This is a genomic window from Achromobacter sp. GbtcB20, from assembly GCF_019091095.1.
GTDB classification, from domain to species: Bacteria; Pseudomonadota; Gammaproteobacteria; order Burkholderiales; family Burkholderiaceae_B; genus Achromobacter; species Achromobacter mucicolens.
In genome coordinates, this window is sequence record NZ_JAGXJZ010000002.1 from 92,685 (window position 1) to 113,877 (window position 21,193).

Consider the following 21,193-nt stretch of genomic DNA (forward strand, 5'->3'; position numbering starts at 1 on the left):
TCCTTCGTTCTGTACAGGTCAAGCACATTCGCAAACAGGGGGTAGCGCGCCGGTTACGTTAGCAGAGTCTTTGCGAAAATCAAACGTTTTTGACAGTTTTGCGGCGCGGATAAACCGAAAACAAACCGCGCAAAAAAAAACCGCGGGCGTAACGCCCGCGGTTCTGATTGACGCCTGCGCTGCGGTTTACAGCGCGTTGGTCAGTTCTGGAACGACCGTGAACAAATCGCCCACCAGGCCGTAATCGGCCACGCCAAAAATCGGCGCCTCGGCGTCCTTGTTGATCGCGACGATGACCTTCGAGTCCTTCATGCCGGCCAGATGCTGGATGGCGCCCGAGATGCCGACGGCCACGTACAGTTGCGGCGCGACGATCTTGCCGGTCTGGCCAACCTGCCAGTCGTTCGGCGCGTAGCCGGCGTCGACCGCGGCGCGCGAAGCGCCCAGCGCGGCGCCCAGCTTGTCGGCCAGCGGATCCAGGATCTTGAAGTTTTCGGCGCTGCCCAGACCGCGGCCGCCCGACACCACGACGCGGGCGCCGGCCAGTTCGGGACGATCGCTCTTGGCGACTTCGCGGCCCACGAACGTGGACAGGCCCGAGTCGGCGACAGCGGCAGCGTCTTCGACCGAGGCGGAACCGCCTTGCGCGGCAACGGCATCAAAGCCGGTCGTGCGCACGGTGATGACCTTGACGGCGTCGGCCGATTGCACGGTGGCAATGGCGTTGCCGGCGTAGATCGGGCGCTGGAACGTATCGGCGGATTCGACGCCGATGATGTCGGAGATCTGCGCCACGTCGAGCTTGGCGGCGACGCGCGGCGCCACGTTCTTGCCCGAGGCCGTGGCCGGGAACAGGATGTGGCTGTAGCTCGAGGCCACGGCCAGCACCTGCGCGGCGATGTTTTCGGCCAGGCCGTCAGCCAGATGCGGGGCATCGGCCAGCAGGACCTTCGCCACGCCGGCGGCCTGGGCGGCCTGGTCGGCCACGGCGCGCGCGTTGGCGCCGGCGACCAGCACGTGCACGTCGCCTCCGATCTTGGCGGCGGCGGCGATGGCGTTCAGGGTTGCGCCCTTGAGTTGGGCGTTATCGTGTTCGGCAATAACCAGCGTCGTCATGATCAGACCACCTTCGCTTCGTTCTTGAGTTTGTCCACCAGCGCCGCGACATCGGCAACCTTGATGCCGGCCTTGCGGGCGGGCGGCTCGCTGACCTTCAGCGTCTTCAGGCGGGGCGCGGGATCAACGCCCAGGTCCTGCGGCGTGACGGTGTCCAACTGCTTTTTCTTGGCCTTCATGATGTTCGGCAGCGTGACGTAGCGCGGCTCGTTCAGGCGCAGGTCGGTGGTCACGATGGCGGGCAGCTTGAGCGACAAAGTTTCCAGGCCTCCGTCGACTTCGCGCGTCACGGTGACCTTGCCGTCGGCCAGTTCGACCTTGCTGGCGAACGTGGCTTGCGGCCAGTCCAGCAGCGCGGCCAGCATCTGGCCCGTCTGGTTGGCGTCGTCGTCGATGGCCTGCTTGCCCAGAATCACGAGCTGGGGCTGTTCCTTATCGACCAGCGCCTTGAGCAGCTTGGCGACAGCCAGCGGCTGCAGTTCGGCATCGGTCTGGACCAGCACGCCGCGATCGGCACCGATGGCCATGGCGGTACGCAGTGTCTCCTGGCATTGCGCAACGCCGCAAGAAACCGCCACGACTTCAGCGACCGCGCCCTTTTCCTTCAGGCGGGTGGCTTCTTCGACGGCGATCTCGTCAAAGGGGTTCATGGACATCTTCACGTTGGCGATATCCACGCCGGTCTGATCAGACTTGACGCGCACCTTGACGTTGTAGTCAACGACGCGCTTGACAGGTACCAACACCTTCATCCCGCTGCCTCCAATTGGAAAATAATGACCCGGCATGCGCCGGGATCGCATTGCACAATTTTTTCCTGATTCTACAGCTTCGCCAGCGCCCGTATGTGCGCGACCACGCTGCGGCCCAGGGCGGACAAGTTGTAACCGCCCTCGAGCGTGCTCACGATCCGGCCCTGACAGTGGCGATCCGCCACCTCGACCAGCTGCTCGGTGATCCAGGCGTAGTCCGCCTCCACCAGTCCCATCTGCCCCATGTCGTCCTCGCGATGAGCATCGAAGCCCGCGGACACAAGGATCAATTCCGGACGGTGGGCCTCCAGCCGCGGCAGCCAGGTGTCCGTGACGATGGTCCTGACCGCGGCGCCCGCGGTATAGGCGGGCACCGGCACATTGAGCATGTTGGCGGCCGGATGGTCCGCGCCGCTGTTGGGAAAGAACGGATGCTGGAAGAAGCTGCACATCAGCACCCGATCGTCCCCGGCAAAGATATCCTCGGTGCCGTTGCCATGATGGACGTCGAAATCGACGATCGCCACGCGCGTCAGGCCGTGAAAGTCGATGGCATGCTGCGCCGCAATGGCGACGTTGTTGAAAAAGCAGAAGCCCATGGCCTGCGACCGGCACGCGTGGTGCCCGGGCGGACGCACGGCGCAGAAAGCCGTTCGCGCCTCGCCGCCCAGCACGGCATCGACCGCCGCCACCCCCGCTCCCGCCGCGTGCAACGCCGCCTCGAAGGTGTGCGGGTTCATGAGCGTATCGGGATCGATAGGGTAATACCCTTGGTCCGGCGTATGTTTCTGCAAACTGTCCAGGTACTGGACAGTGTGCACGCGCAAGAGGTCATTGCGGGACGCCTGGGGCGCCTGCCGGTCATCCAGATAAGGCATCAATCCGCTTGCGAGCAACTGATCGGAGATGGCGTCCAGCCTCTGGGGGCTTTCCGGATGCCAGCTTCCCATTTCATGCAAGCGGCATGCCGGGTGGGTAAGATACATGGTCTCCATAAGGAAGATTATGTTCATCTGTCGGCGAATACTGCAACTCGGCGCGCTTTCCGCTCTGCTGGCGGGGTGCTCCACCACCACTCCCACCGCAGCAACCTCCACTCCTTCCGCTTCCCAGACCGCTCAGGCTTCAGGGACGCCCGCCATCCGCATCGGGCCCAGCACGCCGACGCTCGGCCCCGAACTCGCGGACGACGCGCCCGCCACGTTGACGCCATCCGGCGCCTTGCGGCCCGACGTCCGCACCTTCGTCGAGAACCTGGCCGCCGAGCGTCAGCTGCCGCTGGCGCCGATGGTCCAGGCGCTGGAAAGCTCACGTTACAACGCCACGGTGGCGCGGCTCATCGCGCCCTCCCCACCCGGCAAGAAGGTCTGGCGCAGCTGGCTGACCTATCGCTCCCGCTTCGTCGAACCCAAGCGCATTGCCTGGGGCGTCGAGTTCTACAACGAAAACCGCGACCTGCTGAATCAGGCGGCGCAACGCTTTGGCGTGCCGGCCCCGATCATCGCCTCCATCATCGGCGTCGAAACGCTGTATGGCCGCAACATGGGCAATTTCCGCGTGCTGGACGCGCTGGCCACGCTGGCCTTCGACTACCCGGACCCGGCCAAGCCCGAGCGCGCCACGATGTTCCGCACCCAGCTGGCCGACTTCCTGACGCTCGTCATGAACGACAAGCTGGAACTGGAAACCAAGGGGTCTTACGCCGGCGCCATCGGCATGCCGCAATTCATGCCGACCAGCGTGATGCATTACGCCGTGGACGGCGACGGCAACGGCCATATCGACCTGACCAACAACACCCAGGACGCCATCATGTCCGTGGGCAGCTTCCTGGCACAGCACGGCTGGCAGCGCGGCCTGCCGGTCTTTGCGCCCGTGGTGCTGCCCGCCGACCCGACGGCCTTGGTGGACGGCGGCCTGGAGCCCAAGCAAAGCTGGACCACGCTGACGGCGGCGGGCTCGCGCCTGCAGCCCGGCGCATCCAGCGATGGCTGGGTCAGCCAGCCGCTAGGCGTGGTGGATCTGGTCGAGGAAATGCGCGGCACAGCGCAGTATCGCGTGGGGACGCCCAACTTCTTTGCGCTCACCAAGTACAACCGCAGCTACTTCTACGCCACGTCGGTGGCCGACCTGGCCACCGAGATCGAGGCCCGCGTGACGCGATGATCGCGCGCGCGCCGATTTTCCCCGCGCGGTGACTGCTGCCCGCGCGGATGGACAAACGCCCCGGCGGATGCAACCGCCGGGGCGTTTTTTCATTCAAGCGATGGCCGCCTCGTCCTGGGCGGCGCGCCGCGCGTCCCGCGCGGGGGCCAGCCAGCAGGTCAGTTGAAGACGCCCGTGGACAGATAGCGGTCGCCGCGGTCGCACACGATGAACACGATGGTCGCATCGTTGACGCGCTCGGCAACGCGCAGGGCCGCGACCAGTGCGCCGGCCGACGAGATCCCGCCGAAAATGCCTTCCTCGGCGGCCAGCCGCCGCGCCATCACTTCGGCTTCGGACTGCTGGATGGACTCGTAGGCGTCCACGCGGCTGCGGTCGAAGATCTTGGGCATATAGGCCTCGGGCCATTTGCGGATGCCCGGGATCTGCGATCCTTCGGCCGGCTGCGCACCCACCACCTGCACGGCGGGGTTGCGCGACTTGAGGTACGTGGATACGCCCATGATCGTGCCCGTGGTGCCCATCGCGCTGACGAAGTGCGTGATGCGTCCTTCCGTCTGATTCCAGAGTTCCGGGCCAGTGGTTTCAATGTGCGCGCGCGGATTGTCGGGATTGGCGAACTGGTCCAGCACCAGCCCCCGGCCATCGGCCTGCATCTCGGTGGCCAGGTCGCGGGCGTATTCCATGCCGCCCTTGTCGGCCGGCGTTAGGATGAGCTCAGCGCCATACGCCGCCATGGCGGCACGCCGCTCGACGGACAGGTTGTCCGGCATGATCAGGATCATGCGGTAGCCCTTCATGGCGGCCGCCATGGCCAGCGCAATGCCGGTATTGCCGCTGGTGGCTTCGATGAGGGTGTCGCCCGGCTTGATGTCGCCGCGCTCTTCGGCGCGCTGGATCATCGACAAGGCCGGGCGATCCTTCACGGATCCCGCCGGGTTGTTGCCTTCCAGCTTGGCCAGGATGACATTGCCGCGCGCGTCGCCCGCCGCCCCGGGAATGCGCTGCAGGCGCACCAGGGGCGTGTTGCCGACGGTCTGCTCGATGGTGGGGTAGGTAGTAGTCATGCGGTCGATCATAACTCCGCCCGGCGCCGCGCGGCCCCAAAAGCCGCGCACACGCCAGGGGCTCCCCGCATCGCCGGGATGCGGGGATGCGGGGATGCCGGATCGTCGGATCGCCGGATCGCCGGATCGCTGGACCTTGGGATCGCCGGATCGCCGGATCGGCTGATCGGCTGATCGGCTGATCGCCAGATCGCCGGGCTCAGGGCTTGGCGCGGGCCGGGACCGGCGCGCCGCCCGCCGTGGACGCCCCGGCCGGCTTTGCCGCAGCCGCCTTGCCTGCTGCGGCGCGGGCTGCGGGCGCGGCTGCCGCCCCAGACTTCGGCGCGGCGCCCTCGGCGCCGATCGTCAGGCCGGCCGCCTGAAGCGCCTGCGCCTTTTTCTGTCCGATGCCCCGCACACGCTCGGTCAGGTCGTCCAGCGATTCGAAACGGCCGCCGCGCTCGCGTTCGCGCACGATGATGTCGGCGGTGCGCGGGCCGATGCCCCGCAGGCCTTCAAGCTGGGCCGCGGTGGCCTGGTTGATATCCACGGCCTGAGCGGGCGGCGCGGCAACGCCAAGGCCGGCGGACAGCAGCAAGGCGCCAAGCGCCTGCCGCAGCGCACGCTGGCCCGCGCGTGGGCAGGCGGGCATGGCGGCCGGACGCGCGCGGCGCCACGGCGCCAGCGGCAGATGGCGGGCAACGGTGGAATGGACGAAGGGATTCATGGGCTCTCCTGACGGGTCGGAGCGCAGCGGTTGCCGCGCCTTGTTCCCATCATCGGGCCCCGCCCCGCGCCGCGGCCGGCGAGTGAATCAATTCATCCAGCCCGGCAACCACGCAGGCGAAAAAAAGCCACCGCATGGCGGTGGCCTTGTCGGATCGGCTGCCGGAAGGATTACTTGCGGGCGCGCCAGTAGCGCACGTATTCAGCCACGCCCGTCTGCACATCGCGCATGGGCGCCGTGAAGCCGGCGGCGCGAAGCTGCGTGACATCGGCCTGCGTGTAGCTTTGGTAGCGGCCCTTGAGGTCGTCCGGGAACGGGATGTAGCGGATCAGATCCAGTTCGGCCAGCTGCGCCAACGTCAGCTCGGCCTCGCCCCGCTCGGCGCGCAGCGTGTTGACCACCGCGGCCGCCACGTCATTGAACGGCTGCGCCTTGCCGGTGCCGCAGTTGAAGATGCCGGATTGTTCGGGATGATCCAGGAAGTGCAGGTTCACCGCGACCACGTCTTCGACCGAGATGAAATCGCGGCTCTGGCCGCCATCCACGTAGCCGTCCCAACCCGCGAAGAGGCGCACGTGCCCGTGTTCCAGGAACTGGTTCATGTTGTGGAAGGCCACCGAGGCCATGCGGCCTTTGTGCTGCTCGTGCGGGCCATACACATTGAAGTACCGCAGGCCGACGACTTGCGCCGTCAGGCTGTCCATGCGCTTGCGCAACACCTGGTCGAACAGCAGCTTGGAATAGCCGTAGACGTTCAGCGGGCCTTCGTTGTCGGGATGCTCGACGTAGGTCGTCGACCCGCCGTACACGGCTGCGGAGGACGCATACAGGAACGGCACGCGGCGCGTCTGGCAGAACTCGAAGAGTTCCAGCGTGACGCGGTAGTTGTTGTCCAGCATGTAGCGGCCGTTACGCTCGGTGGTGTCCGAGCACGCGCCCTGATGCAGCACAGCGCGGATATCGGGCAGACTGCCGTCGGCGACGCGGCGGCGGAAGTCGTCCTTGTCCATGTAGTCGGCGATCTTGCAATCGACGAGATTGACGAACTTATCGCCTTCGGTCAGGTCATCGACGGCAATGATGTCTTCGATGCCGCGGCGGTTGAGCCCGCGAACCAGGTTGCTGCCAATGAAGCCCGCGGCTCCGGTAACGACGATCATGAGGATTCTCCTGCCAATTCCGCGGCGGTGACGACGGACGTGCCCAGCTTGCCCACGGCGATCCCGCCGGCCTTGTTGGCCCAGCCCATGGCTTCGGCCCAGGGCAGCCCGATGGCGCGCGTGACCGCCAGCGTGGCAAGCACGGTGTCGCCCGCGCCGGACACGTCGAACACTTCGTGCGCCTGCGCATCGGTGTGATCGCGTCCCGCATCGGAAAACAAAGTCATGCCCTGCTCGGACCGCGTCACAAGCAGGGCTTCAAGGTCCAGATCCGCGCGCAGGCGCTGCGCGCGATCGGTCAATTCGGCCTCGGAATTCCAGCGGCCGACCGCCTGCTGCATTTCCGAGCGGTTGGGCGTGACCAGGGTCGCGCCGCGATAGCGCGAGTAGTCATCGCCCTTGGGATCCACCAGCACCGGGATGCCTGCGCTGCGCGCCAGCGCAATCAAAGACTCCACGCGGGTCAGCACGCCTTTGGCGTAATCCGACAGCACCACGATGTCGTGGTTGGCCAGGTGGCGCGCCAGTGCCGCGTCCACGGCGTCCAGCGACGCCTGCGAGGGATGCTGTTCGAAATCCACGCGCAAGAGTTGCTGCTGGCGGCCCAGAACGCGCATCTTCAGGGTGGTGTGCAGTTCGTTGTCGGCGATCAGGTCGCCCTGGATGCCGGCCTCGGTGGACAGGCGCCGGACGCTGTCGCCGGCCTCGTCCTGACCCAGCACGCCGACCAGCGTGACATGGCCGCCCAGCGCGGCCACGTTGCGCGCCACGTTGGCGGCGCCGCCCAGACGATCTTCGCGGCGGGCGACCCGCACGACCGGCACCGGCGCTTCGGGGGAGATGCGCTCCACTTCGCCGAACCAGTAGCGGTCCAGCATGACGTCGCCAACCACGAGCACGCGGCTACGCGAAATGGCTTCGGCGGGAAAAGAGTTCATTCAAGTTCTTCCAGACGGCGCGGCGCATAGGTTTCCCAGGCATTGCAGCCGGGACATTGCCAGTAGAAGCGACGCGCTTGAAAACCGCAATTGCGGCATGCATAGCGATCGAGCCGTTGCGTGTGTTTGTGGATCAGGCTGCGCAGCAGGGTCAGGTCCGCGCCCGGCACCGGGCCGTGGTCGCCATCGCTGTCGCCGTTGGCCAGTTCGGCCTCCAGGAGGCGATCTAGCCCCAGCAGCGAAGGATGGCTGCGCAGCGCGCCGCGCGCGAAAGCCCAGGCCGTCGCCGCGCCCTGCTGCACGCGCAGTTCCCGGAACACCACGTTGAACAGATCCAGGGACGCATGGCGGCCATATTGCTTTTGCAGGAAGTCCAGGCCCGCAGCGGCCTGGTTGGCGTTGCGATAGTTCGCCAGCAACTGCTCGGCCACCAGCCCGGCGTACTCGGACGCGTCGGTCATGACCGATTCCAGGTACAGCCTTTCGCGCTTGGGATCCTGCTCGATCAGCGCCAGGCGCGCGCGCAGCATGGCGGTGCGCACCTTGGCGCCCTTGCTCGAGGCGGCCTCGGTGGTGGTCAGCGCGTGGTCTGCGGCGTCCAGCGCCTTGTGCGCGCTTTCGACGTCGGCGGGCTTGGCCGCCAGCGCGGTCTGCGCCTGCTCGCAGTAGTAGTGCACGATTTGCGGGACGGGCTCGTCGACCAGGCCCTGCAAGGTCTTGACGGCCTCGATCGCACGCGGCCAATCGTGTTCGGATTCATAGATGCGGATCAGCGAGCGCAGCGCGGGCAACGCATAACGCGTGTCCTTGAGCTGCTCGAAACCGCTTTCGGCCCGGTCCAGCATCCCGGCCTTCAGGAAGTCCTGCGCCAGTTCGTGCTGGGCGTGTTCGCGCTCGGCCTGCGGCAGGTCCGAACGGTTCAGCAAGCTTTGATGCACGCGGATGGCGCGCTCCATTTCGCCGCGGCGGCGAAACAGGCTGCCCAGGGCAAAGTGCAGCTCCGTGGTTTCCGGGTCCAGCTTGGCGACCTCGACGAACGCGTCGATGGCGCGGTCCGGCTCTTCGTTGAGCAGGAAGTTGAGCCCGCGAAAATAGGAGTCAGGCAGGCTGCGCGTTTCCCGTAGCATCTGCCGGATATCGAAACGCGCGGCCAGCCAGCCCAGCGCGAACAGCACCGGGACGAAAATCAACCACCAAGGTTCAAAATCCACTATTCGGACTCATGCGGTAATTCGGTGCAAAAAAGGCGGCGCGATGTCACAGCGGCGACATGGGAGCGACGGCTTCGGGGGGCACGACAGGCGTGGTGCCGTTGGCGGCGGCCTGGATGCGATCCAGTTCGCGGCGCAGGCGGATGGCCTCGCGGCGGCGGCGCAGCGCTGCGGGAACGGTCAGCAGCAGCCCGAACAACGCGCCCAGCACGAATACGACCAGCATGACGACGATCAGCGGGACGTCCTGGATGACGTAGTCGGCGTAGAACTTCACGGCGACGGGGTCGGTGTTCTTCAAGGCGAACATCAACACCGCCACAAAGACGAGCAATCGCAGGGCCCAGACGAGATAGCGCATGGCGCATGCTCCAGATGATTCGAGACCGACAATTGTAAGCGACGTCTTCACGGCGAGAGAAAAAAAAGCCCCAAGGCGGAGCCCGGACAGCGAATGCGAAGGTGGGACGAACGCGTGAACGGGCGCCGCAAAAACAAAGCCCCTTGATTTCTCAAGGGGCTTCGTTCGCGGTCCGATCTGCCCGAAGGCAGCTCTGCCTGGCCGACGCGTCAATGCATGGCGTGCAAACCTGCCATGGAAGACGGCATCGACTCGCTCGATCCGGAGGATTGAGCGTCCTCGTCATTGCCGCCGACCAGGTCCACCCGTTCGCGCAATTCCTTGCCTGCCTTGAAGTGCGGCACCTGTTTGCCAGGCACCAGCACCTGCTCGCCGGATTTGGGATTGCGACCGATGCGGGGAGACCGCTGCGACAACGAAAAACTGCCAAAACCGCGGATCTCGATGCGCTGACCCGAGGCAAGCGCCTGGGTCATTGCATCAAGTACGGTCTTGACCGCGTAATCGGTGTCGCGGGCGGCCAGCTGAGGATAGCGGGCCGCCAAGGCGGCGATCAGCTCCGACTTGGTCACGAATTAACCGTCGTTGCGCTGTTGGTCCAGCTTGGCCTTCAGCAGCGCGCCGAGGTTGGTGGTGCCGGACGAAGCGCTGGCGTCGGACATGCGCTGGATCGTGTCGGCGGTTTCGGCGTTGTCGCGGGCCTTGATCGACAGCTGGATCGAACGCGTCTTGCGGTCGATGTTGACGATCATGGCTTCGATGTTCTCGCCGGCGGACAGCACGGTGGTGGCATCTTCGACGCGGCCCGAGGAGATCTCGGAAGCGCGCAGGTAGCCTTCGACGTCCACGGACAGCGTAACCACGGCGCCCTTGGCTTCGACCGACTTGATGGTGCCCGGAACCACGGCGCCCTTGTCAAACGTGGCGACGAAGTTGTTGAAGGGGTCGCCTTCCAGCTGCTTGATGCCCAGCGAGATGCGTTCCTTGTCGGTGTCGATGCCCAGAACCACGGCTTCGATTTCGTCGCCCTTCTTGAAGTTGCGCACGGCTTCTTCGCCAGCTTCCGTCCACGACAGGTCGGACAGGTGGACCAGGCCGTCGATGCCGCCGGGCAGGCCGACGAACACGCCGAAGTCGGTGATCGACTTGATGGCGCCGCGGACCTTGTCGCCACGCTTGAAGTTCGTGGCGAACTCTTCCCACGGGTTCTGGCGGCACTGCTTCATGCCCAGCGAAATGCGGCGACGGTCTTCGTCGATTTCCAGGACCATGACTTCGACTTCTTCGCCCAGGGTCACAACCTTGCGCGGGTCGACGTTCTTGTTGGTCCAGTCCATTTCGGACACGTGGACCAGGCCTTCGATGCCGGCTTCGACTTCAACGAACGCGCCGTAGTCGGTCAGGTTCGTGACCTTGCCGAACAGGCGGGTGCCTTGCGGGTAGCGGCGAGCCAGGCCCACCCACGGATCTTCGCCAAGCTGCTTGACGCCCAGGGAGACGCGGCTCTTTTCCTGGTCGAACTTGAGGACCTTGGCTTCGACTTCCTGACCCACTTGCAGGACTTCGGAGGGGTGACGCACACGGCGCCAGGCCATGTCGGTGATGTGCAGCAGGCCATCGATGCCGCCCAGGTCGACGAACGCGCCGTAGTCGGTGATGTTCTTGACCACGCCCTTGACCACGGCACCTTCGTGCAGGGTTTCGAGCAGCTTTTGACGCTCTTCGCCCATGCTGGCTTCCAGCACCTGGCGACGCGACAGCACAACGTTGTTGCGCTTGCGGTCGAGCTTGATGACCTTGAATTCGAGGGTCTTGCCTTCGTACGGGGTGGTGTCCTTGACCGGACGCAGGTCCACCAGCGAACCCGGCAGGAACGCGCGGATGCCGTTGGTCATGACGGTCAGACCGCCCTTCACCTTGCCGGTGATGGTGCCGGTAACCAGTTCGCCGTTCTCCAGGGCCTTTTCCAGTTGCAGCCAGGCCGACAGGCGCTTGGCGCGGTCACGCGACAGGATGGTGTCGCCGTAGCCGTTTTCCAGGGAATCGATGGCCACCGAGACGAAATCGCCGGGTTGCACTTCGAGCTCGCCCTGGTCGTTCAGGAACTCTTCCAGGGGGATCAGCGCTTCGGACTTCAGGCCGGCGTTGACGACGACGAAATTGTGGTCGACGCGCACGACTTCGGCGCTGATGACCTCGCCGGACTTCATGTCCTGGCTCTTGAGGCTTTGTGCGAAAAGGTCGGCGAAGCTTTCGCCGCCGGTGGCGGTAGTGGAAACGGAAGACATGGGGTTGAAATCCATTGGGCCGAAATGGCCGTTAAGAACACACCGCAGCGGATTGCCCGCCACAGTGGAGTCAAAATACCTGCCGGCTGGCTGACCCTTGCGGGGTGGCCCGTGGGGGAGTCGCCTGGCTTGAGCAGGGCCTAATCAAAAAACTGCTTTAAGTGCTGCGTCGCGCATCACTGGCTGGCTTGCTGCCAGAAATCCAGTATTGCCTGCACCGTTTCTGCGATTGTCAGGTTGGACGAATCCAGCACGTGTGCATCTGCTGCGGGAGCGAGCGGCGCGGTGGCGCGCCCGGTATCGCGCGCATCACGCTCGCGCATATCCCGCAAAAGGTCGTCTAGATTAGCAGAAATTCCCTTTTCGATCAACTGCTTACGCCGCCTCTCCGCCCGGGCAACGACGTCGGCCACCAGGAAGACCTTCAGGGACGCATCCGGGAACACGACGGTGCCCATGTCCCGGCCGTCCGCGACCAGGCCCGGCGGCAGCCGGAAGGCGCGCTGGCGCTCGAGCAGCGCCTGCCGCACGCCGGGAAAGGCAGCCACGCGGGACGCGAAATTGCCCACTTCCTCGCGGCGGATGTCATGGCCCGCATCGGCGCCCTCGAGGTACACGTGGGGCCCCTCGAAACGCACATCCAGCGTCTCGGCCACGCGCGCCACGGCCGGCTCGTCCTCGGCGGCAACGCCCCGGTTGATGGCGGCCAGCGCGGTCAGGCGGTACAGCGCGCCGCTGTCCAGCACGGCCCAGCCCAGCGTCTTGGCGACGCGATGAGCCACGGTGCCCTTGCCGGACGCGGTGGGGCCGTCGATCGTGATGACCGGGGCCGGTGAGGCGGAAGTTGAAGCTGTCGAAGTCATGGATGCCATGCAGCGCTAGGCCGACACCAGGCCGGCGTAGACGTCAAAGTAACCCGGGAACGTCTTGCTGACACAACCGGGGTCGAGAATGCGGACCGCCGCCGGGCCAAATGCCGCCAGCGAGAAGCACATGGCCATGCGATGGTCGTCCCAGGTGCCGATGTGCGCATCGCGCCAGGCGCCCTGCGCCGGCGGCGTCACCTGCAGCCAGTCGGGGCCGGATTCCACCCGTGCACCCAGCTTTTCAAGCTCGGTCTGCATGGCGTGGATGCGGTCCGTCTCCTTGACGCGCCAGCTGCCGATGTTGCGCAGCCGGCAGGGGCCGTCGGCATACAGGGCCAGCGCAGCGGCCGTCATGGCGGCGTCGGGAATCAGGTTGAAATCGGTGTCGAAAGCCTTCAGGCGCGCGCCGTCAGCGACCTGCACACCGGAGACTTCGATCCAGCCCGGGCCGTAGGTGACCTGGGCGCCCATGTCGGCCAGGGTGCTCGCGAATCCCACGTCGCCCTGGATGCTGTCGGCGCCCACGCCGGTCACCCGCACGGGGCCGCCGCCGATGGCGCCCAGCGCCAGGAAATACGACGCCGTCGATGCATCCCCTTCCACGGCGATCTCACCCGGGCTGCGGTATGCCGCGCCCGCCTCCACCACGAAGCGGCTCCAGCCGTCCCGCTGCACCAGCACGCCAAAGCGCGCCATCAGGTTCAGGGTGATTTCGATATAGGGCTTGGAGATCAGCTCGCCGACGACCTCGATGGTCACCGGCTTGCCGCTGCGCGCCGCCTGCAGCGGCGCGGCCAGCAGCAATGCGGTCAGGAATTGGCTGGACACCGAACCCTGCACGCGCGTCACGGCGTTCTCGGCGATGTCGCCGCGGCCGATGTGCAGCGGCGGATAGCCCGGCTGCCCCAGGTAGTCGATGCGCGCGCCCAGCGCGTTCAGCGCGTCGACCAAGTCGCCGATGGGGCGTTCGTGCATGCGCGGCACGCCGGACAGGCGGTAGTCGCCGCCCATCAGCGCCAACGCCGCCGTCAGCGGGCGAATCGCAGTGCCGGCATTGCCCATGAAAAGGTCGGCGCTTTCCACCGGAAAGCGGCGCACGCCCTGCACCGTCACGCGGCCGGCGTCCAGGTCGGACACCTGCACGCCCAGCTGGCGCAACGCAGCCAGCATGACGCGGGTATCGTCGGAGTCCAGCAGGCCGGTGATGACGGTCGTGCCCTCGGCAATGGCCGACAGCAGCAGCACGCGGTTGGAAATGCTCTTGGATCCCGGCAAGGCCATCATGCCCTGCGCGCGCCGCACACGCGGCAGATCGAGGTAAGGCAAAGCGCCCATTGAACTACTCCTTGCGCCAGCCGCGGCGCGCACGCGCCGCCGTCTCCAGCAACGTCAGCAAAGCCTCGCCGTCGCCATCGGCAATAGCGCGCTCGGCACGGTCCAGCACTCCGCGCACCGCAGCCAGTTCGGCCAGCATCGCGTCGCGGTTGGACAGAAAGATGTCGCGCCACATCTCGGGCGATCCGGCGGCGATACGGGTGAAGTCGCGAAAGCCGCTGCCCGCCAGGTCAAGCCGGGTCTGGGCGTCGGCGGCCGTGGCCACCTGTTCCATATACACCGCGGAAAGCAGATGCGGAAGATGGCTGACCGACGCGAGCACACGGTCATGCGCGCCCGCCTCCATGTCGATCACGTCCGCGCCGCAGGCCTGCCAGGCCCGGCGCACCAGCGTCAGGGCGGCCGCGTGGTTTTCCGGCACGGGCGTAAGGATGACGGTGCGCCCGCGATACAGGCTGGCGTCCGCCGCCTCCGGCCCGGTACGCTCGGCACCCGCGATGGGGTGGCCCGGCACGAACTGGCCTATGCGGTCGCCCAGCGCCTCGCGCGCGGCGTCGACCACCTCGGCCTTGGTGCTGCCGCCATCGGTCAGGATGGTATTTGGGGCAAGGTGCGGCCGCATCTGCGACAGCACGTTGGTCAGGCCGCCAACCGGGGTGGCCAGCATGATGAGATCCGCCTGGGCGGCCGCGGCTTCGGCCGGCACGGCCTCGTCGATCAGGCCCAGCGCGACGGCGCGTTCCAGCGACTGCGCATTGCGTCCCACGCCCAGCACCTTGCCGACCTGCCCGGCTTGGCGCAAGGCCGCCGCGAACGAACCGCCGATCAAGCCGACGCCAACCACTGCCAACACAGGAATCAGGGGGCCCGCGGCCCCCTGATCGGAAGAAGGTAACGCGTCGTTCATGCGGTCAGGATGGCGGTCAGGGCGTCGATGAATCGGGCGTTTTCATGGGGCAGTCCAATGGACACGCGCAACCACTCCGGCAGGCCGTCGCCGGCCACCGGACGCACGATGACGCCACGCTTGAGAAGTTCAAGATTGATGCGCGGCGCGTTGCCCACGTGGACCAGCACGAAGTTGCCGTAGCTGGGCACGTAACGCAGGTTGAGCTTGTCGAACGCGGCGCAGAGCTGAGCCTTGCCCGCCTTGTTGGAGGCGTAGGCTTCTTCCAGGTAGTCCGCATCGCCGAGCGCGGCGATGGCCGCGGCCTGGGCCAGCGTGTTGACGTTGAACGGCTGGCGCACGCGGTTCAGCAGATCGGTCAGGCCGGGCTGCGCGACCGAGAATCCGACACGCAGGCCCGCCAGGCCATAGGCCTTGGAGAACGTGCGCGACACGATCAGGTTCGAATAGCGGCGCACCAGCGCGGTGCTGTCAAAGCGCAATTCGGGGTCGAGGTATTCGTTGTAGGCCTCGTCCAGCACAACGGTGACGCGGTCGCCGTGGGCGGCCTCTACGCGTTCGAGGAATTCGGCGACCTTCTCGCCCGGCACGAAAGTGCCGGTCGGGTTGTTCGGGTTGGCGATGAACACCAGCCGCGTGTCGTCGGCGATCGCCTCGAACATCGCATCCAGGTCATGGCCGTGGTCGACGGCGGGCACCACGATGTGGCGCGCGCCGCGCGCCTGCGTGGCCAGGCGATAGACCGCAAACGAGTGCTGTGCGTACACCGCCGAAGTGCCCGGTTCCAGCAGCGCGAGCGCGGCGATTTCCAGGATGTCGTTGGAACCGTTGCCCAGCGTGATCCAGTTCATCGGCACGCCATAGCGTTCGGCAAGCGCCGCCTTCAGGTCGAAACCGTTGGGGTCCGGATAGCGCGCCAGCGATTCGGCGGCGGCCAGCATGGCCGCGCGCGCCGACTTGGGCATGCCAAGCGGGTTTTCATTGGAAGCCAGCTTGACGATGGTGGCCGGATCCAGCCCGAACTCGCGGGCCAGTTCTTCAATCGGCTTGCCGGCCTGGTACGGGGCAATGGCACTGACGTGCGCGGGGGCAACGAGGGGCTTGGATGCGTGGGTCATGATGTGGGATTCACTGCGCCGGGTATGAGCCCAGCACTTTGAGATAGGCAACCTGCGCCTGCAAGGCTGCCAGGGCGCGCTCGACATTCGGGTCGTTCCGGTGGCCCAGGACGTCGACGTAGAAATAGTATTCCCACTGGCCGGTACGCGCCGGGCGCGACTCGAAGCGCGTCATCGACACGCCGTTGGCGGCCATGGGCGCCAGCATTTCATAGACGGCGCCCGCGCGGTTGGGCACGGCCAGGATCAGGCTGGTCTTGTCCTTGCCGCTGACAAGCGGCTCGATGTTGCCGATCGCCAGAAAGCGGGTGCGGTTGTGCGGGTCGTCCTGGATGCCGGCGGCAATGATCTGCAGGTTCCAGGCAGGCGCCGCGACATCGCCGGCAATCGCCGCGATGGTCGGATCCCCGGCGGCAGCGCGCGCCGCTTCGGAGTTGCTGGACGCGGCCACGCGCTCGACGTCGGGATAGTTGCGCGTCAGCCAGCCCTGGCACTGGGCCAGCGCCTGCGGATGCGCGGAAATGGTCTTGATGCCGTCCATGCTGCCCGATTGCGACATCAGGCAATGACGAATCACCAGCGAACGCTCGCCCAGGATCTTGAGCGGGGTGTTCAGCAGCAGGTCCAGGCTGCGGTTGACGGCGCCTTCGGTCGAATTCTCGACAGGCACCATGCCCACGTCGGCCTGCCCGGCCTCAACGGCCCGGAAGACTTCGTCGAACGAGGCGCAAGGCAGCTTCTGCACCGCATGCCCGAAGTGTTCCAGCGCGGCCTGTTCCGAAAACGAACCCTGCGGGCCCAGGAACGCGACTGTCATGCCGCGCTCGAGGCCGCGGCATGCGGAAATGATTTCGGTCCAGACCGACGCCACGCCGGCATTCGGAAACGGACCCGGATTGATCTGCTGCAGGCGGCGGATGACTTCGGCCTCACGCTCGGGCCGCAGCACGGGGCCGTCTGCGTGCGCCGCGTGTTTGGCCTCGCCCACTTCCAGCGCGGCGCGGGCGCGCTGCGACAGGAGATCAAGGATTTGCGCATCGAGGTCGTCGATACGCTTGCGCAGGGGAAGCAGCTTGCGCTGCAGCTCTTCATCCATGGCGGCGCTCGAAGTCCTTCAGGTACTCGACCAGCGCCTTCACGCCTTCGAGCGGCAGCGCGTTGTAGATGGAGGCGCGCATGCCGCCCACGCTCTTGTGGCCCTTCAGCTGCGTGAGGCCCGCTGCCTCGGCGCCCTTCAGGAAGGCGTCGTTGAGCGACTCGTCATGCAGCACGAACGGCACGTTCATGCGCGAACGCACGGGCGCGTGAATGGGATTGCGGTAGAAACTGGTGCTGTCCAGATAACCGTACAGCAGGTCGGCCTTGGCCTTGTTGGCCGCTTCCATGCCCGCCACGCCGCCGTTGGCCTTGACCCACTTGAACACCAGGCCCGCGATGTAGATCGCGAAAGTGGGCGGGGTGTTGTAGCGCGAGTGTTCGGCGGCCACGTTGGCGTAGTCGAACGCGGACGGGCAGATCGGCAATGCCTGGCCGATCAGGTCGCGGCGCGCGATGACCATGGTGACGCCGGCCGGACCAGCGTTCTTCTGCGCGCCGGCGTACATCATGCCGCAGCGCGTCACGTCCATCGGGCGCGACAGGAAATGCGAGGAAGCGTCGATGACCAGCGGCACGTCGGGCGCGCCCAGGTCGGCGGTGTCGGGCCAATCCAGGAACTCGACGCCGCCAATAGTCTCGTTGCTGCACAGGTGCAGGTAGGCCGATTCCTTGCGCACCTGCCAGGTATCGGCAGCCGGCACCCAGGTCAAGGGCGCCTGCTCGCGGCCGTCGATCTGGGTGGCGTGGTCGGAGCTGGCCGCGATATGCGTGCTGCCGTAGCGGCCGGCTTCCTTGTACGAGCGCTTGGACCAATGGCCCGTCACGACGAAGTCCGCAGCCGGCGCGCCGCGGCGTCCCATGAGATTCATGGGAACGATGGCGTTTTCCCCGGAACCGCCGCCTTGCATGAACATGACGGCGTAGTCCGCCGGCAGGCCCAGCAGGTCGCGCAGATCGGACTCTGCTTCATCGCAGATCTGCACGAAATGCTTGCCGCGATGGCTCATTTCCATCACGGACATGCCGCTGCCGTGCCAGTCCAACATTTCTGCAGCGGCTTGCTGCAGCACCACCTCGGGCAGGACCGAGGGGCCGGCCGAGAAGTTCCAGGGGCGGGCCATTATTGCTCCGTAGGTTCCGTCGAATCTGCTGCGTCGCTGCTCTCGTCGCCACCGGCTTGCTGGCCGTCTTCGTCCAGTTCGCCGTCGTCGTCCGCATCGCTTTCCACGACACGGCGCACGCCGGACAGCGTGCTGCCGTCGTCGACGTTGATCAGCGTGACGCCCTGCGTCGCGCGGCCCATTTCGCGGATTTCCGCGACGCGGGTGCGCACCAGGACGCCGCCAGTGGTGATGAGCATGATTTCATCCGTGGGCGTGACCAGCACCGCCCCTACGACCTTGCCGTTACGCGAGGTGGTCTGGATGGCGATCATGCCCTTCGTGCCGCGGCCGTGGCGCGTGTACTCCGCGATCGGCGTACGCTTGCCGTAGCCGTTTTCGGTGGCGGTCAGCACCGTCTGCGTTTCGTCGCCGGCGACCAGCAGCGCAATCACGGTCTGCGTGTCTTCGAGCATCATGCCGCGCACGCCGCGGGCATTGCGGCCCATCGGACGCACGTCGTTCTCGTCGAAGCGCACGGCCTTGCCGGCGTCCGAGAACAGCATGACGTCATGCTTGCCGTCCGTGAGGTCAGCGCCGATCAGGTAGTCGCCATCGTCAAGGTCGACGGCGATGATGCCGGCCTTGCGCGGGTTGGAGAAGTCGGACAGCGGCGTCTTCTTGACCGTGCCGCGCGAGGTCGCCATGAAGACGAAGTGGTCTTCGCTGAATTCCTTGACCGGCAGCACCACCGTGATCTTCTCGCCGTCGGCCAGCGGGAACATGTTGACGATCGGCTTGCCGCGCGAATTACGCGTGCCCTGCGGCACTTCCCAGACCTTCAGCCAGTAGACGCGGCCGCGGTTCGAGAAGCACAGCAGGAAGTCGTGCGTATTGGCGATGAAGAGCTGGTCGATCCAGTCGTTTTCCTTCATGGCCGTGGCCTGCTTGCCGCGTCCGCCGCGCTTTTGCGAACGGTATTCGGACAACGGCTGGCTCTTGATGTAGCCGCCGTGCGACAGCGTCACGACCATGTCGGTCGGCGTGATCAGGTCTTCGGTATCCAGTTCCGTCGCGTTCAGTTCGATTTCCGAACGGCGCGAATCCTTGGCGCCGGTCGAGAACTCGGCCTTGATGGCCTGCAGTTCTTCGCTGATGATCGTCGTAATGCGCTCGGGACGGGCCAGGATGTCCAGCAGGTCGGCGATGGTGGACATGATGTCCTTATATTCGCCGACGATCTTGTCCTGCTCCAGCCCGGTCAGGCGTTGCAGGCGCATGTTCAGGATTTCCTGGGCCTGGGTGTCGCTCAGGCGGTACAGGCCGTCTCCCTGAAGGCCGAACTCGACGCCCAGGTCGTCCGGACGGAAGGCCGCGCGGCCTCCCGGCGTGTCGCCGTCGGCGCGCGACAGCATTTCGCGCACCAGCGACGAATCCCAGGACTTCGCCATCAGTTCCTGGCGGGCCACCGGCGGGGTCGGCGCTGCCTTGATGATGGCGATGAAATCGTCGATGTTGGCCAGCGCCACCGCCAGGCCTTCCAGCACGTGGCCGCGCTCGCGGGCCTTGCGCAACTGGAACACCGTGCGGCGCGTGACCACTTCGCGGCGATGCTGCAGGAAGTAGTCGATCATCTGCTTCAGGTTGAGCAGGCGGGGCTGGCCGTCGACCAGCGCCACCAGGTTCATCCCGAAGGTGTCCTGCAGCTGGGTGTTCTTGTAGAGGTTGTTCAGCACGACCTCAGGCACTTCACCGCGCTTGAGCTCGATGACAAGGCGCATGCCGTCCTTGTCGGACTCGTCGCGGATGTCGGAGATGCCTTCGATCTTCTTGTCGTTGACCAGCTCGGCAATGCGTTCCTGCAGCGTCTTCTTGTTGACCTGGTAGGGAATCGCGTCGATCACGATCGCCTGGCGATTGCCCTTCTCCATGTCTTCGAAGTGCGTCTTGGCGCGCATGATGACGCGGCCGCGACCCGTGCGATAGCCTTCGCGCACGCCGGACATGCCGTAGATGATGCCGCCCGTGGGGAAGTCCGGCGCCGGGATGAGCTCGATCAGCTCATCGACCGTGCACGCCGGATTGCGCAGGCAGTACAGGCAGCCGTCGACCACTTCCTGGAGGTTGTGCGGCGGAATATTGGTGGCCATGCCCACCGCGATGCCCGAGCTGCCGTTGACCAGCAGGTTGGGCAGGCGCGACGGCAGGAGCAGCGGTTCCTGTTCGCTACCGTCGTAGTTGGGTCCGAAATCGACGGTTTCCTGGTCGATGTCGGCCAGAAGCTCGTGCGCGATCTTGGCCAGGCGGATTTCGGTGTAACGCATCGCGGCGGCGTTGTCGCCGTCGATGGAACCGAAGTTGCCCTGCCCGTCGACCAGCATGTAGCGCATGGAGAAATCCTGCGCCATGCGGACGATGGTGTCGTAGACGGACTGGTCGCCGTGGGGGTGGTACTTACCGATGACGTCCCCGACGATACGCGCGGACTTCTTATAGGCGCGGTTCCAGTCGTTGTTCAGCTCGTGCATCGCGTAGAGCACGCGCCGGTGGACGGGCTTCAAGCCGTCCCGCACATCCGGTAGCGCCCGACCGACGATCACGCTCATCGCGTAATCGAGGTAACTGCGGCGCATCTCTTCTTCCAGCGATACCGGAAGCGTCTCCTTGGCAAAGGAATCCATATATATAACGACAGAATCGTGTAAGGAGGAACCCGGGCCGGGTAAACAGGAAATTCTATCATTCGATTGAGGGACCGGTCGGATGGGCCGTCGGAAGGCGCCGCAAGCGGACCGCGACGGATCGATTGGAAACGCCGCCCGGCCAAGCCCACCCGCGCCCCGCGGCCCTGTTGTCAAAAACCAACATGGGAAACGGCAGGAGTGCCGAAAACGTCATATCCAGCATTAATGCGCCTGTCCAGGGAAGCCAAAGCCCCCCAAATGCCTTAAGATTGTTTCCAGCACGCAGGAAACCCAGTAGCTATTCCTTTGAACCAGCTCTT

The 21,193-nt window shown here is 65.8% G+C and carries 19 protein-coding genes; 1 reads left to right on the top strand and 18 read right to left on the bottom strand.

Going from position 1 to position 21,193, the window contains the following annotated elements; translation table 11 throughout:
* Nucleotides 1-186 precede the first annotated feature (186 nt).
* The 3 genes from KVT32_RS03240 to KVT32_RS03250 all read right to left on the bottom strand — a co-directional run bounded on the left by KVT32_RS03240 (nt 187) and on the right by KVT32_RS03250 (nt 2,863).
* Nucleotides 187-1,116, bottom strand: coding sequence for an electron transfer flavoprotein subunit alpha/FixB family protein (locus KVT32_RS03240; RefSeq protein ID WP_056322276.1), 930 nt, complete (start codon nt 1,114-1,116; stop codon nt 187-189).
* A gap of 2 nt (nt 1,117-1,118) precedes the next feature.
* Nucleotides 1,119-1,868: an electron transfer flavoprotein subunit beta/FixA family protein gene (locus KVT32_RS03245; RefSeq protein ID WP_056322273.1), complete on the bottom strand. Its 750-nt coding sequence runs from the start codon at nt 1,866-1,868 to the stop codon at nt 1,119-1,121.
* A gap of 71 nt (nt 1,869-1,939) precedes the next feature.
* Nucleotides 1,940-2,863 (bottom strand): histone deacetylase family protein, encoded by a 924-nt coding sequence (locus KVT32_RS03250; RefSeq protein WP_175156257.1) that lies wholly within the window; start codon nt 2,861-2,863, stop codon nt 1,940-1,942.
* A 10-nt stretch (nt 2,864-2,873) separates the two neighbouring features.
* On the opposite strand from KVT32_RS03250, the gene mltB reads away from it, so the two are divergent.
* Nucleotides 2,874-4,034 (top strand): lytic murein transglycosylase B, encoded by a 1,161-nt coding sequence (mltB, locus tag KVT32_RS03255; RefSeq protein ID WP_152383774.1) that lies wholly within the window; start codon nt 2,874-2,876, stop codon nt 4,032-4,034.
* A 158-nt stretch (nt 4,035-4,192) separates the two neighbouring features.
* Here mltB and cysM read toward each other — a convergent pair whose 3' ends face one another.
* The 15 genes from cysM to gyrA form a co-directional block, all read right to left on the bottom strand.
* Nucleotides 4,193-5,101, bottom strand: a complete 909-nt coding sequence (gene cysM / locus KVT32_RS03260; protein ID WP_056322744.1) for a cysteine synthase CysM — start codon at nt 5,099-5,101, stop codon at nt 4,193-4,195.
* A 199-nt stretch (nt 5,102-5,300) separates the two neighbouring features.
* Complete coding sequence (locus KVT32_RS03265) at nt 5,301-5,807, bottom strand: helix-hairpin-helix domain-containing protein (RefSeq protein ID WP_217617710.1); 507 nt, start codon at nt 5,805-5,807, stop codon at nt 5,301-5,303.
* Between the two features lie 170 nt (nt 5,808-5,977).
* On the bottom strand, nt 5,978-6,967 hold the full coding sequence (gene rfaD / locus KVT32_RS03270) for an ADP-glyceromanno-heptose 6-epimerase (protein WP_062838608.1): 990 nt from the start codon (nt 6,965-6,967) through the stop codon (nt 5,978-5,980).
* Nucleotides 6,964-7,905: a D-glycero-beta-D-manno-heptose-7-phosphate kinase gene (gene rfaE1, locus KVT32_RS03275; RefSeq protein ID WP_056322264.1), complete on the bottom strand. Its 942-nt coding sequence runs from the start codon at nt 7,903-7,905 to the stop codon at nt 6,964-6,966. Before rfaE1 ends, rfaD begins: the two co-directional genes overlap by 4 nt.
* Nucleotides 7,902-9,116 carry a lipopolysaccharide assembly protein LapB gene (gene lapB / locus KVT32_RS03280; protein ID WP_056322260.1) on the bottom strand — a complete coding sequence of 405 codons (1,215 nt, stop codon included), beginning with the start codon at nt 9,114-9,116 and terminating at the stop codon, nt 7,902-7,904. Before lapB ends, rfaE1 begins: the two co-directional genes overlap by 4 nt.
* A gap of 46 nt (nt 9,117-9,162) precedes the next feature.
* On the bottom strand, nt 9,163-9,477 hold the full coding sequence (locus KVT32_RS03285; RefSeq protein WP_062838607.1) for a lipopolysaccharide assembly LapA domain-containing protein: 315 nt from the start codon (nt 9,475-9,477) through the stop codon (nt 9,163-9,165).
* A 209-nt stretch (nt 9,478-9,686) separates the two neighbouring features.
* Nucleotides 9,687-10,049, bottom strand: coding sequence for an integration host factor subunit beta (locus KVT32_RS03290; protein WP_056322254.1), 363 nt, complete (start codon nt 10,047-10,049; stop codon nt 9,687-9,689).
* A 3-nt stretch (nt 10,050-10,052) separates the two neighbouring features.
* Complete coding sequence (rpsA, locus tag KVT32_RS03295; RefSeq protein WP_056322251.1) at nt 10,053-11,765, bottom strand: 30S ribosomal protein S1; 1,713 nt, start codon at nt 11,763-11,765, stop codon at nt 10,053-10,055.
* A gap of 176 nt (nt 11,766-11,941) precedes the next feature.
* Complete coding sequence (gene cmk, locus KVT32_RS03300; protein WP_152383772.1) at nt 11,942-12,628, bottom strand: (d)CMP kinase; 687 nt, start codon at nt 12,626-12,628, stop codon at nt 11,942-11,944.
* 15 nt (nt 12,629-12,643) lie between these two features.
* A complete protein-coding gene (gene aroA, locus KVT32_RS03305) occupies nt 12,644-13,966 on the bottom strand; it encodes a 3-phosphoshikimate 1-carboxyvinyltransferase (RefSeq protein ID WP_152383771.1) in 1,323 nt (440 codons plus the stop codon).
* A gap of 4 nt (nt 13,967-13,970) precedes the next feature.
* Nucleotides 13,971-14,873 (bottom strand): prephenate dehydrogenase/arogenate dehydrogenase family protein, encoded by a 903-nt coding sequence (locus KVT32_RS03310; RefSeq protein ID WP_152383770.1) that lies wholly within the window; start codon nt 14,871-14,873, stop codon nt 13,971-13,973.
* A complete protein-coding gene (hisC, locus tag KVT32_RS03315) occupies nt 14,870-15,991 on the bottom strand; it encodes a histidinol-phosphate transaminase (RefSeq protein ID WP_152383769.1) in 1,122 nt (373 codons plus the stop codon). Before hisC ends, KVT32_RS03310 begins: the two co-directional genes overlap by 4 nt.
* Nucleotides 15,992-16,001: 10 nt before the next feature.
* Nucleotides 16,002-17,087 (bottom strand): prephenate dehydratase, encoded by a 1,086-nt coding sequence (gene pheA / locus KVT32_RS03320; RefSeq protein ID WP_056322239.1) that lies wholly within the window; start codon nt 17,085-17,087, stop codon nt 16,002-16,004.
* A complete protein-coding gene (gene serC / locus KVT32_RS03325) occupies nt 17,080-18,210 on the bottom strand; it encodes a 3-phosphoserine/phosphohydroxythreonine transaminase (RefSeq protein WP_056322236.1) in 1,131 nt (376 codons plus the stop codon). The genes pheA and serC overlap by 8 nt, the downstream gene beginning before the upstream one ends.
* Nucleotides 18,210-20,870 (bottom strand): DNA gyrase subunit A, encoded by a 2,661-nt coding sequence (gyrA, locus tag KVT32_RS03330; RefSeq protein ID WP_152383767.1) that lies wholly within the window; start codon nt 20,868-20,870, stop codon nt 18,210-18,212. The genes serC and gyrA overlap by 1 nt, the downstream gene beginning before the upstream one ends.
* Nucleotides 20,871-21,193: the final 323 nt, after the last annotated feature.

Coding starts and splice junctions, on each gene's coding strand:
- KVT32_RS03240 (WP_056322276.1), bottom strand. CDS start 1,116: ATGACGACGCTGGTTATTGCCGAACACGATAACGCCCAACTCAAGGGC.
- KVT32_RS03245 (WP_056322273.1), bottom strand. CDS start 1,868: ATGAAGGTGTTGGTACCTGTCAAGCGCGTCGTTGACTACAACGTCAAG.
- KVT32_RS03250 (WP_175156257.1), bottom strand. CDS start 2,863: ATGGAGACCATGTATCTTACCCACCCGGCATGCCGCTTGCATGAAATG.
- mltB (WP_152383774.1), top strand. CDS start 2,874: ATGTTCATCTGTCGGCGAATACTGCAACTCGGCGCGCTTTCCGCTCTG.
- cysM (WP_056322744.1), bottom strand. CDS start 5,101: ATGACTACTACCTACCCCACCATCGAGCAGACCGTCGGCAACACGCCC.
- KVT32_RS03265 (WP_217617710.1), bottom strand. CDS start 5,807: ATGAATCCCTTCGTCCATTCCACCGTTGCCCGCCATCTGCCGCTGGCG.
- rfaD (WP_062838608.1), bottom strand. CDS start 6,967: ATGATCGTCGTTACCGGAGCCGCGGGCTTCATTGGCAGCAACCTGGTT.
- rfaE1 (WP_056322264.1), bottom strand. CDS start 7,905: ATGAACTCTTTTCCCGCCGAAGCCATTTCGCGTAGCCGCGTGCTCGTG.
- KVT32_RS03285 (WP_062838607.1), bottom strand. CDS start 9,477: ATGCGCTATCTCGTCTGGGCCCTGCGATTGCTCGTCTTTGTGGCGGTG.
- rpsA (WP_056322251.1), bottom strand. CDS start 11,765: ATGTCTTCCGTTTCCACTACCGCCACCGGCGGCGAAAGCTTCGCCGAC.
- cmk (WP_152383772.1), bottom strand. CDS start 12,628: ATGACTTCGACAGCTTCAACTTCCGCCTCACCGGCCCCGGTCATCACG.
- aroA (WP_152383771.1), bottom strand. CDS start 13,966: ATGGGCGCTTTGCCTTACCTCGATCTGCCGCGTGTGCGGCGCGCGCAG.
- KVT32_RS03310 (WP_152383770.1), bottom strand. CDS start 14,873: ATGAACGACGCGTTACCTTCTTCCGATCAGGGGGCCGCGGGCCCCCTG.
- hisC (WP_152383769.1), bottom strand. CDS start 15,991: ATGACCCACGCATCCAAGCCCCTCGTTGCCCCCGCGCACGTCAGTGCC.
- pheA (WP_056322239.1), bottom strand. CDS start 17,087: ATGGATGAAGAGCTGCAGCGCAAGCTGCTTCCCCTGCGCAAGCGTATC.
- serC (WP_056322236.1), bottom strand. CDS start 18,210: ATGGCCCGCCCCTGGAACTTCTCGGCCGGCCCCTCGGTCCTGCCCGAG.
- gyrA (WP_152383767.1), bottom strand. CDS start 20,870: ATGGATTCCTTTGCCAAGGAGACGCTTCCGGTATCGCTGGAAGAAGAG.